This is a genomic window from Halochromatium sp. NSM3, from assembly GCF_059621085.1.
Map to the genome: position 1 here is coordinate 1 of NZ_JCAQIA010000061.1, position 10,945 is coordinate 10,945.

Genomic DNA, 10,945 nt, shown 5'->3' on the forward strand with positions numbered 1-10,945 from the left:
GATCCTGAATCCAGTAGTCGGCGTAGGTCACATAGCGGTCGAAGATATTTTGGCCATACTCGGCGTAGGACTCCAGATAGGCGGTCTGCAGCTCCTTGCCAATGAACTCCGCATAGCGCGGTGCCAGGTATTGCTTGAGGAAGCCAAAGTAGCGATCCTGGACCTCCTGCGGCAGGTGCTCGCGCACGATCTGCTTCTCGAGCACATAGAGCAGATGTACCGGGTTGGCGGCAACCTCGCTGTGATCGAAGTTGAACACCTGCGACAGGATCTTGAACGCGAACCGCGTCGAGATGCCGGACATGCCCTCGTCGACGCCAGCATAGTCGCGATACTCCTGCACCGACTTGGCCTTGGGGTCAGTGTCCTTGAGATTCTCACCGTCGTAGACGCGCATCTTCGAGAAGATGCTCGAGTTCTCCGGCTCCTTCATCCGTGTCAGCACCGAGAATTGCGCCATCATCTCCAGCGTGCCCGGCGCGCAGGGCGCCTGGTTCAGGGTGCTGTGGCGCAAGAGCTTGTCGTAGATCTGCTTCTCTTCGGTGACGCGCAGGCAGTACGGCACCTTGACGATGAAGACGCGGTCGAGGAAGGCCTCGTTGTTCTTGTTGTTGCGGAACGACTGCCACTCCGACTCGTTACTGTGCGCCAGAATGATGCCCTGGAACGGGATCGCCGACAGCCCCTCGGTGGCGTTGTAGTTGCCCTCCTGGGTCGCGGTGAGCAGCGGATGCAGCACCTTGATCGGCGCCTTGAACATCTCGACGAATTCCATCAGGCCCTGATTGGCCCGACAGAGCGCACCGGAATAGCTGTAGGCATCGGCGTCGTTCTGCGCGAAATGCTCGAGCTGGCGGATATCGACCTTGCCGACTAGGGCCGAGATATCCTGGTTGTTCTCATCGCCAGGCTCGGTCTTGGCCACCGCGACCTGCTCGAGGATCGACGGATAGAGCTTGACGACGCGGAACTTGGTGATGTCGCCGTGATACTCCTGCAGCCGTTTCACGGCCCAGGGCGACATGATGTTGCGCAAGCAGCGATCCGGGATGCCATAGTCCTCCTCGAGGATCTTGCCGTCCTCCTCCGGCGAGAACAGCCCGAGCGGCGATTCGAACACCGGCGAGCCCTTGATCGCGTAGAACGGGATCTGCTGCATCAACTCCTTGAGCTTCTCGGCGAGTGACGATTTACCGCCGCCGACCGGCCCGAGCAGGTAGAGGATCTGCTTCTTCTCCTCCAGCCCCTGCGCGGCATGCTTGAGGTAGGAGACCAGGTGCTCGATCGCCTCCTCCATGCCGTAGAAGTCGGAGAAGGCCGGGTAGCGTTTGATGACCTTGTTCTGGAAGATACGGCTCAGACGCGGATCGTTGTGGGTATCGATCAGCTCCGGCTCGCCGATGGCGGCCAGCAGGCGCTGAGCAGACCCCGCGTAGGCCATCGGGTTGCTTTTGCACAGCTCCAGATACTCTTGCAGACTCATGTCCTCCTCGCGGGAAGACTCATATCTGGCCTGGTAGCGCTCGAAGATCGACATTCAGATTTACCTCGCTCGGAAGTCACGATCGGAAGGCGCTGCCTGAGCGCGCGGCTCGTTGCGCCGCTGCGTTGACGCGCCAGTTAGTCTGTTCTTTCAGCCTTGAGGCGTTGTCAGAGATGAACGCCCCAAGCCTGTTATGCAAGCTCCTCTTTGCTCACCCCCGCCGGGGCTTCAGCGGCTCTTCAACCGGAACTCCGACCGGGCCTCTAGCTAACCGTTACTTCGCCGGCACGCAACCGGCACTTCGCGGGACATCAGCCGCTTCCACAGCCGAGCGGGCGTTCGCGACCCGCTGCGGTCTCTGCAACCTCTGCAATCTCTGCGCCACGCTCCCATGCAACGCGGCGACACCTGCGGTCCAAGCCTGATAATGCCAGCTTCAGGTGCCCTTGCGTCAAGTAGTCGCACCAGATCGGTGCGGAATCATCACAGCGACCCGGCCACCCCTGGTTAGACAGCCTCCGTCGCCCGGGTTCAGCCCGAAAGGTCCGCTCCCGCGCCGGTTTGGAGCCGCAAGGCGGCGGAACATCGGTCGCTGTGCAGCCGATTGTTATGTTCTCTATGAAGCGCTAGAGTGTGTATAGACGGCCACGATGATACACATAGGTGCGGCATGAGAACGAACATTGTCATTGACGACCAGTTGATGGCCGAAGCCCTGAAGGCCTCGGGTTACGAAACCAAAAAAGAAGCCGTGGAGCAAGGCCTGAAACTCCTGGTGCGGTTGAGCAAGCAGCAAGAGATTCGAACATTGCGAGGCAAGATCAAGTGGGAAGGTGATCTGGATGACATGCGGAGTGCGGAATGATACTGGTGGATACCAGCGTCTGGATCGACTATTTCAATGGTATCGAAAACCCTCAAACCGATCTTCTGGACTCCTCGATAATCGAGGGATCAGTCGCGATGGGTGACCTTATATTTTTGGAAATCCTACAAGGGATCCACAACGATAGAGATTACCAGCAGGCCAAGCAAAGCCTGCTGACTCTGAATCAGTATGAGATGTTTGGCAAAGAAATGGCCGAAAAGTGCGCGGACAATTACCGAACGCTCCGAAAAAAAGGGATTACGATCAGAAAAACCGCAGATGTCATCATTGCGACTTTCTGCATAGAGAACCGCCTCCCGTTGCTTTTTCTGGATCGCGACTTCATTCCCTTCGTTGATCATCTAGGGCTCGAACCAGCTCTACAAGAAACATAACGCCCGGCTGACCCGCCCGCGACGGCGGCACTGAGCGAGAGCGAAGTGCCGACGGCGCGGATGGTTACAAAAAGAGTACTTTAATAGCACGTCTCGTACGGGACTTTATAGAACAAAATTTAGATCAAAATATTGAGTTAGAAATAGTTACCAAGAATCAATTAAAGGACAATCAATAATGTCAAATAGATCGCATCGAAATTCTGATCATATGGCAATGAATTCTCTAGCTAGGAACTATAGTCCACCGGTTTTCCGGTGCCCGGCGTCTAGATCATGCTAAAAGAGTCAGACCAAGCCAAAAACGTCGTATTCGAGACGAGCCGATGAATAGCACGCAGATTCGCATCCAGTCCACCCCCTTTGACCCGTTCGCGGAGCAAGACGAACTGCGTCGCGGCCAGCCTCAGGTCGGCGCCCTGGTCGCCTTCGTCGGTCTGATGCGTGACCTCAACGAGGACGCCAACGTCTGCGGGATGACGCTCGAGCATTACCCAGGGATGACCGAGCGCGCGCTCGCGAAGATCGCAGCCGAGGCGCAACGCCGCTGGCCGCTCGAGGGGATTCGTATCCTGCATCGCGTCGGCCGACTCGAGCCAGAAGATCCCATTGTGTTGGTCGCGGTGACCAGCCGGCATCGGGGTGATGCCTTTCGCGCCTGCGAGCTGATCATCGATTACCTCAAGACCGACGCACCATTCTGGAAGAAGGAGCGCACCGAGACCGGTGAGCGCTGGGTCGAAGCGCGCGACGGCGATGCGGCGGCCCAGCAACGCTGGCAAGTCAACGCCGACCAGGATACTCAGGGCGCTTGAGCATCATGCGAGGTTCTACCAAGGCTGCGGCTGCGGACCAACGAGCCATGATATTGCTGCACCGCACGCAATGCTCGACCCATCCGCCTTTCCGCGCTAGCCCGGAACGGTCGGAAAGCCAGCGCGTGGCCCCATCTCGAACCGATCGCGGGCGTAGAGCGGGGGCGATTGCATATAGATCGCGACCAGTTCGGCGACGGACTCGAGCGCTTCCTGATGGATGCGCTCGTAACCGTGCGAGGCGTCGATCCCGAACGTCACCAGCGCCGTGCGCACATCGTTGCCGGCCTCGAGCGCCGCAGCGCTGTCGGAGCGGTAGTACTTGAACACATCGCGCTGATGCTGGATCTGGAACTCCTGGCAGATCTGGATGATGCGATGGGTCAGGTGGTAGTCGAACGGGCCGCCCATATCCGCCATGCAGATGGTCGCGCCGAACTCGCTCGAATTCTGCCCTGGCGCGGTGGTGCCATTGTCGATGGTCAGCATCTCGGCGACATCCTTGTGTAAGGCCGCCGAGGCGCCGGAGCCAACCTCTTCCGAGATCGTAAACAGCGGATGGCAATCGACCGGGAGCTTGACCTTGCTCTCCTTCACGGCCTTGACCGCCGCAAGCAGCAGCGCCGCGCCGGCCTTGTCATCGAGATGACGCGAATTGATGTAGCCGGTGGCCGTGATCTCCGGCGAGGTATCGATGGCGATGAAGTCGCCCACATGAACCCCGAGCTGAAGCAGACTCTGGAGGTCATAGACGCGCTCATCGATGCGAAACTCGACATGGTCCCAGCCGCCCTCCTGCTTATCGATCTCGGGGCCAAAGGTATGCCCCGAGGCCTTTAGCGGCAGGATGGTGCCGCGATGCTGGCCGATATCGGTGAACAGCGTGCAACGCGCCCCTTCAGCGAACCTTGAGTTCCAGTGTCCCACCGGGACCATCTGCAAGCGCCCGTTGGGCTTCAGCGCCTTGACCATCGCCCCGAGGGTGTCGATGTGGGCGACGATGGCCTTGTTCGGCCGCGCGGCCTCACCCTTCAGCGTCGCGCGAATCGCGCCACGGCGGGTCAGCTCGAAGGGCACGTCAAGGCGCTCGAGTTCCTCGCACACGAGATGGACCACCCGATCCGTGTAACCGGCGGGACTGGGCGTAAAGAGGAGTTTGAGCAGGATATCGAGCAGGTACTCGGTATCGATACGAAGATGCTTCAAGCGCTGAGCTCCCGGGCTGCGGTCTGCGGAAAGAGCAAGTCGACGAAACGTTCGGCGGTCGGCTGGGGCTCGTGGTTAGCCAGCCCGGGCCGCTCGTTGGCTTCGATGATCACATAGTCGGACGCAGTCACGTCCGGCACTAGAAAATCCAGGCCCGTCACCGGAATGTCAAGCACCCGCGCCGCTTTCGCAGCCGCCTGGGCCAGCGCCGGGCTCAGTGAATCGGTCACATCATGGATGGTGCCGCCGGTGTGCAGGTTCGCGGTTTTGCGCACCACTAGCGTGCACCCGTAGGGCAAGGTCTCTTCCATCTTGAAGCCGGCCTCGCGCACGCAGCGCTCGGTCTCGTCGTCGACCGGGATACTCGATTCACCGCTGGTCGCCGCCCGTCGTCGCCGGCTTTGGATCTGGATCAGCTCGCCGATATTATGCGCGCCGGTGCCGACGATCTGCGCCGGCTTGCGGATCGCGGCCGCCACCACCTGGAAATCGATGACGATGATACGTAGATCGGCACCGGTGCAGAACTGCTCCAGGATCACCGTCTCGCAGATGCGCCGGGCGTTTTTGATCGCGCGCTCGAGATCGTTCGGATCGCGGATATCGACACTGATGCCCGCGCCCTGTTCACCCCGAGCCGGCTTGACGACGACGCTGCCGTGACGGGTCAGGAAGGCCTCGGCCTGATCCAGGGCCTCGTAGGTGCATTGATCCGGCACCTTGAGGCCCGCACGCCGCAGCAAGCGCTGAGTCACGACCTTATCGTCGCAGCGGCTCATCGCCACCGCCGTGGTCAGCTCGCTCAAGGACTCGCGGCAGACGATGCGCCGGCCGCCGAGCCCGAGCGCAAAGTAACCGGCCTCGGCATCGATGACCTCGATCCCGATCCCGCGCCGGCGCGCTTCGTTGACGATGATCGCGGCATAGGGATTCAACTGCGCCGCCGGCTGTTTGCCGATAAACAGCGGCTCGTTATAGGCATTCTTGTTCTTCAGTGCGAACACCGGCACCCGCTCGAAACCGAGCTTTTCGTAGAGGCGGATCGCGCCCTTGTTATCGTGCATCACCGATAGGTCCAGGAAAGCGCGACCGCGGGCCTGATAGAACTCGGTCACCTGCCGCACCAGCGCCTCGCCAATGCCCGGATACGGAGCCTGGGCATCTACCGCCAAGGCCCAAAGACTCGCGCCGCGCTCGACATCGCCGAAGGCCTCGACATGATCGACGCCGTTCACGCAACCGAGGATGCCGCCGTCCTGCTCGTCTTGCGCGACCCAGCACTGGACCACGCGCGACGCCCGTTGCCGCCAGATGAACTCAGCGCTCGGCGGCACCATGCGCCGCGAGGCATAGAGCCGATGCACGGCCTCGGCGTCGGCATGGTTGTTGAGCAGGCGCACGACGAAGCCCTTGGGCCGCCGATGGGAGTATTGATAGCGGTCGAGCCACAAGCGAAAGGTATGCGAGGGGTCGAGGAACAGATCCTGAGGCGCGTAGGACAGCACCACATGCGGATCACGCAGATACATGGCCACATCCCGCCGGCCGGAGCCTTCCTCTTGCAGACATTCGGCCAGCTTCTGCGGATCGTTGAAGGTCTGGCCGAAGATCAGCCGTCCCCAGCCACAGTCCACGGCCGTCTCCGACCAGATCTCGTTCTCGTGGCGGCGCTTGTTGTCCCAGCTGCTGACCGACTGCGCCCGCCGCCGTTCGAGCCGATGATGGATGTGCTCCCGCGTGCTCATTGCGCTGTCCCCTCGTCCGGTTTCGTTTTCTGTCTTTAGATTCCCTGCTCTTGCAGCCAGAGTTCGAGCAGCGTTACCTGCCACAATTTGGAGCCGCGCAACGGCGTAATGTGCTCATCTGGTGCATCGAGCAGCGGCTGCACATAGGCCGGCTGGAACAGCTCGCGCTCGCGCGCGCGCTGACTGAGCACCGTCTCGCGCATCATCTCGAGCACCTCGCCACGCGGATACTTCAGGGCCGGAACCGGGAAATAGCCTTTGGGCCGGTCGATGACCTCGGTCGGGATGATGCGCCGCCCAACCGCCTTGAGTACACATTTACCGTCATCGCAAAGTTTATGCCGCGCCGGAATCCGCGCCGCGAGTTCGACCAGCTCATGATCCAGGAACGGCACGCGTGCCTCCAGACCCGCCGCCATGGTCATGTTGTCGACCCGCTTGACCGGGTCATCGACGAGCATGATCTGCTGATCGATCCGCAGCGTCTTATCGACCGCTGCATCGGCCCCCGGCATCGCAAAATGCTCGCGGATGAAGGCGCGGCTATGGTCCTCGCCGTGCAGACGCGGATGCACCGCCCGCAGATACTCGGCATGCTCGCGGTCACAGAACACGCGTGCGTAGTCCGCAGCGGGATCCTGGCTCTCGAGCATCGGTGGATACCAGTGGTAGCCGCCGAAGACCTCGTCGGCGCCCTGCCCGCTCTGCACCACCTTGACGTGCTTGGCGACCTCTTGCGAGAGCAGATAGAAGCCGATGACGTCATGGCTGACCATCGGCTCGGACATCGCCCGCACACAGCCCGGCAGACTCGACAGCAGCCGGTTGCGCGAGTCGACCTGGATCTTGTGATGATCGGTCGCGTAGTGCTTGGCGATGATGTCCGAGTACTGGAACTCATCGCCGGCCTCGTCACCGACGCTCTCGAAACCGACCGAGAAGGTGTTCAGCCCGCGCTGGCCCTGCTCCGCCAGCAGGCCGACGATCAGGCTCGAATCCAACCCGCCGGAGAGCAGCACGCCGACATCGACGTCGGCCACCAGGCGCCGGTCGACGGCGGTGCGCAAGGCCGCCAGCACCCGGTCCTGCCAATCCTCAAAGCTCAGCGCCTGCTCATCCGGGCTGGCGATGAAACTCGGCTGCCAATACTGATGCTCGCGCACCTGGCCATCGGGCTCGATCACCCGAATCGTCGCCGGCGGCAGCTTGCGCGCGCCACGCAGGATGGTGTGCGGTGCCGGCACCACGGCATGGAAGTGCATGTAGTAGTGCAGCGCGACCGGGTCGAGATCGGTGTCGATGCCGCCGCCGGCGAGCAACGCGGGCAGGCTCGAGGCAAATCGCAAGGCGCCCGGCTGCTCGGCATAGTAGAACGGCTTGATGCCGAGCCGATCGCGCGCCAAGGTCAAGCGCCCGCTATCGCGCTCGGCGATCGCGAACGCGAACATCCCGTGAAACCGCTGCACACACTCCGCCCCCCAGGCATGGAAGGCCTTCAGGATCACCTCGGTATCGCTGTGCGAGAAGAACCGATAACCCTGACCCTTGAGTTCTTCGCGCAGTTCCTTGTAGTTGTAGATGCAACCGTTGAAGGCGATGGTCAACCCTAGCTCGCTATCGACCATGGGCTGGTTGCCATGTGGGCTGAGGTCGATGATGCTGAGGCGGCGGTGGCCGAGCGCGACCCGAGCCTGCTGGAACAGACCGCTGCCGTCAGGTCCGCGAGCCTGCATGCTCTGGTTCACAGCAGCCAGTGCACCAAGATCGATCGGCTGACCATCGAAGCGGATCTCACCGCAGAATCCACACATCTGGAAATCCTCAAGGCTAGGGGTATTCGGAGGGCGCGCGCGGCGTTCATGTCAGTTTAACGAATCCGCCTCTGGCCTTCCATCGGGGCAGGGGCGCTCGCCGCTCGCCCTGTCGGCACGCATGCTTGGCGCGCTTTCAGCACTGCCTTGGCGCTACTCAGCAATGGCCGCCTGGTCGTATTTCAATGCGATGACCCCTAACTCTTTGCTAGCACCCAACAAGGAACAACAGACGATGCCCGCACACACCAATCTCTCGCGCCTGCCCGACGCGCACTGCGCCGATAGCTTCGAGCCAGCCGACGAGCAAGAGGTCTATGACGCGCACAAGGAGCATCTCATCCACGAGCTGTTGACCCAGCTCGGCGAGGACCCCGAGCGCGAGGGACTCAAGCGCACCCCGCTGCGCGTGGCCAAGGCGCTGGATTTCCTCACCAGTGGCTACGGAATATCGGCCGAGGAGACCATCAAGAAGGCGCTGTTCGAGGAAGATGTCCGCGAGATGGTGGTCGTGCGCGGCATCGAGTTCTACAGCCTCTGCGAACACCACATGCTGCCCTTCTTCGGCCAGGCGCATGTGGGCTATCTCCCCAACGGCAAGGTCGTCGGCCTGAGCAAGGTCGCGCGGGTGGTCGATGTCTTCGCACGCCGCTTGCAAGTACAAGAGCGCCTGACCAGTCAGATCGCCGATGCCCTGATGGAGCACTTGGGCGCGCATGGCGTCGCCGTGGTGATGGAAGCCAGCCACACCTGCATGATGATGCGCGGCGTGCAGAAACAGAACAGCACCACGATCTCGAGCGCGATGCGCGGTACCTTCGAGTCCGACGCCCGCACCCGTGCCGAGTTCATGGGCTTCCTGAATCGCTAGCCCGCATCGCCGAGCCCGACCAACAGCGTCCTGAACCACCCATGAAACTCTTTAGCTGCACGAATTGCGGCAACATCCTCTACTTCGAGAATGTCGCCTGTACGCAGTGTGGTCTACCGCTGGGCTTCCTGCCAGAGCGCCTAAGCCTGGTGCCTCTCGAGGCCATCGGCGAAGGCGTCTGGCAGCCGGTGGGCGACCAGGCCCGCTACCGGATGTGCAACAACTCCGCCCAGCATGAGGTCTGCAACTGGATGGTGGACGCCGACAGCGAGCAGGCGTTTTGCGCCGCCTGCGACCTCAACGGCACCATCCCCGACCTCTCGGTGAGCGGCAATCAAGAGCGCTGGCGGGCAATGGAGACCGAGAAACGGCGCCTGATCTACACCCTGCTGCAGCTCGGGCTGCCGGTGATCCCGCGCCGGCGTGACCAGGCCGGCCTCGAGTTCGCGTTCCTTGCCGACACCCCCGCCAGTTTCAGCGAGCGCAATAAGGTGATGACGGGGCATGCGCAAGGCCTGATCACGATCAATCTCGCCGAGGCCGATCCAGCCGAGCGCGAGCGCATGCGCGAGCAGATGGATGAGCCCTACCGCACCATCCTCGGCCACTTCCGGCATGAGTCCGGTCATTATTACTGGGACCGCCTGATCCGCGACAGCGACTGGCTGATGCCGTTTCGGGCGTTATTCGGCGATGAAACCCTGGATTATGCGCAGGCCTTGGACCGGCACTATCAACAAGGCCCGCCGTCGGACTGGCCCGAGCACTTCATCAGCGCCTACGCCAGCACGCACCCCTGGGAAGACTGGGCCGAGAGCTGGGCCCACTATCTGCTGATGGTCGACGCGCTGGAAACCGCCTATCAGTTCGGTCTCAGCATCCGCCCGCGCGCTGGCAACAACACGGCACTGGATGTCGATCACGGCTTCGACGCCTACCGGGCCACCTCCTTCGACAGCATCCTCCAACACTGGCTCCCGCTAACCCTCGCCCTTAACAGCCTCAATCGCAGCATCGGTCATGAGCACGCCTATCCGTTCGTGCTGGCGACGCCGGCGATCGAGAAGTTGCGTTTTGTGCATCGTGTGGTGCATGCAGCCGTCACTGTGGCGACAACTACAAACAACCCGACATCCAGCGCAGGTCGAGCGTAAACGGATACTCCCCCGCCGGCTCCTCGGGCGGCGGATCGATATCGCCTGGCGTATGCCCCATGTGCCGAAAGCGCGCAATTCGTCGACTCTCGGCCTCGTAGCTGTTGACCGGGAAGCGTACCCCGGCGACGTACTCGCCCTTGCGACCGGTCGGGCGTAGCGGCGGGCATCGACCGTTGCAGCTGACGATATGGCGCGTGTCGGTGCGGTATTCGGTCTTATGATTGAGCGCAACCAGCATTCAGAAACATCGCGTTCGCGAGACGCTTACAGCCGGCATCCGTATCATATCGAGTCGCAAACGTTGACTCGGCGCGGTCGATCAGCCGGCGTAACCCCTCAACTCGGAGCATCCGTATGACTGCTGCCGCTTTCCGCCCACCACCTGGCGGCCTCTTTGTTGCTAATGCTGCCGTTGTTCCTGCTCGGCCTGCACTACGGTTACGAAGCCTACATCGCCGATGCCTGTCTAGAGCGCGGCGGCTCTTTCGACTACGAGACCAGCCCTTTTAAGGTGATTCTAACCTATTGTAATCTATAGTCATCTTCTAGCGACCCTGGAGCTGATGCCCGGATGTTTGACGGTGTCCTGCAACG

9 protein-coding genes and 1 pseudogene are annotated in these 10,945 nt (G+C 61.6%); 5 read left to right on the top strand and 5 right to left on the bottom strand.

Annotation, left to right across the window (positions count from 1 at the left end):
• A partial coding sequence (locus AC54T3_RS16640) for a PrkA family serine protein kinase (RefSeq protein WP_496626437.1) occupies positions 1–1,537 on the bottom strand: 1,537 nt, incomplete at its 3' end.
• 616 nt (positions 1,538–2,153) lie between these two features.
• Here AC54T3_RS16640 and AC54T3_RS16645 point away from each other — a divergent pair.
• The 3 genes from AC54T3_RS16645 (at position 2,154) to AC54T3_RS16655 (ending at position 3,561) form a co-directional block, all read left to right on the top strand.
• Positions 2,154–2,348 carry a type II toxin-antitoxin system VapB family antitoxin gene (locus AC54T3_RS16645; protein WP_496626438.1) on the top strand — a complete coding sequence of 65 codons (195 nt, stop codon included), beginning with the start codon at positions 2,154–2,156 and terminating at the stop codon, positions 2,346–2,348.
• On the top strand, positions 2,345–2,746 hold the full coding sequence (gene vapC, locus AC54T3_RS16650) for a type II toxin-antitoxin system VapC family toxin (RefSeq protein WP_496626439.1): 402 nt from the start codon (positions 2,345–2,347) through the stop codon (positions 2,744–2,746). The genes AC54T3_RS16645 and vapC overlap by 4 nt, the downstream gene beginning before the upstream one ends.
• A gap of 326 nt (positions 2,747–3,072) precedes the next feature.
• A complete protein-coding gene (locus tag AC54T3_RS16655; RefSeq protein WP_496626440.1) occupies positions 3,073–3,561 on the top strand; it encodes a molybdenum cofactor biosynthesis protein MoaE in 489 nt (162 codons plus the stop codon).
• Positions 3,562–3,657: 96 nt separating this feature from the next.
• Here the strand turns inward: AC54T3_RS16655 and AC54T3_RS16660 are convergent, their stop codons facing one another.
• From AC54T3_RS16660 to AC54T3_RS16670, 3 genes are read right to left on the bottom strand one after another with little or no spacing between them, the layout of a single operon-like run.
• Positions 3,658–4,767: an osmoprotectant NAGGN system M42 family peptidase gene (locus tag AC54T3_RS16660; RefSeq protein ID WP_496626441.1), complete on the bottom strand. Its 1,110-nt coding sequence runs from the start codon at positions 4,765–4,767 to the stop codon at positions 3,658–3,660.
• Positions 4,764–6,512, bottom strand: coding sequence for an N-acetylglutaminylglutamine synthetase (gene ngg, locus AC54T3_RS16665; protein WP_496626442.1), 1,749 nt, complete (start codon positions 6,510–6,512; stop codon positions 4,764–4,766). The genes AC54T3_RS16660 and ngg overlap by 4 nt, the downstream gene beginning before the upstream one ends.
• Positions 6,513–6,547: 35 nt before the next feature.
• The gene (locus AC54T3_RS16670; RefSeq protein ID WP_496626443.1) at positions 6,548–8,323 is read right to left on the bottom strand and encodes an N-acetylglutaminylglutamine amidotransferase; all 1,776 of its coding nucleotides are present in this window, start codon (positions 8,321–8,323) and stop codon (positions 6,548–6,550) included.
• Positions 8,324–8,558: 235 nt separating this feature from the next.
• Between AC54T3_RS16670 and folE the strand changes: the two genes are divergently transcribed.
• On the top strand, positions 8,559–9,194 hold the full coding sequence (gene folE, locus AC54T3_RS16675) for a GTP cyclohydrolase I FolE (protein ID WP_496626444.1): 636 nt from the start codon (positions 8,559–8,561) through the stop codon (positions 9,192–9,194).
• A gap of 41 nt (positions 9,195–9,235) precedes the next feature.
• Positions 9,236–10,348 carry a zinc-binding metallopeptidase family protein gene (locus AC54T3_RS16680; protein ID WP_496626445.1) on the top strand — a complete coding sequence of 371 codons (1,113 nt, stop codon included), beginning with the start codon at positions 9,236–9,238 and terminating at the stop codon, positions 10,346–10,348.
• On the opposite strand, the pseudogene AC54T3_RS16685 reads toward AC54T3_RS16680, so the two are convergent.
• A pseudogene (locus AC54T3_RS16685) lies at positions 10,311–10,544 on the bottom strand (transglutaminase family protein); the annotation flags it as partial. The gene AC54T3_RS16680 and the pseudogene AC54T3_RS16685 sit on opposite strands and share 38 nt — an antisense overlap.
• Between the last annotated feature and the right edge of the window lie 401 nt (positions 10,545–10,945).

What these genes read in the sequence shown, in the direction of transcription:
- AC54T3_RS16645 (WP_496626438.1), top strand. Translation starts at nt 2,154, where the DNA reads ATGAGAACGAACATTGTCATTGACGACCAGTTGATGGCCGAAGCCCTG.
- vapC (WP_496626439.1), top strand. Translation starts at nt 2,345, where the DNA reads ATGATACTGGTGGATACCAGCGTCTGGATCGACTATTTCAATGGTATC.
- AC54T3_RS16655 (WP_496626440.1), top strand. Translation starts at nt 3,073, where the DNA reads ATGAATAGCACGCAGATTCGCATCCAGTCCACCCCCTTTGACCCGTTC.
- ngg (WP_496626442.1), bottom strand. Translation starts at nt 6,512, where the DNA reads ATGAGCACGCGGGAGCACATCCATCATCGGCTCGAACGGCGGCGGGCG.
- AC54T3_RS16670 (WP_496626443.1), bottom strand. Translation starts at nt 8,323, where the DNA reads ATGTGTGGATTCTGCGGTGAGATCCGCTTCGATGGTCAGCCGATCGAT.
- folE (WP_496626444.1), top strand. Translation starts at nt 8,559, where the DNA reads ATGCCCGCACACACCAATCTCTCGCGCCTGCCCGACGCGCACTGCGCC.
- AC54T3_RS16680 (WP_496626445.1), top strand. Translation starts at nt 9,236, where the DNA reads ATGAAACTCTTTAGCTGCACGAATTGCGGCAACATCCTCTACTTCGAG.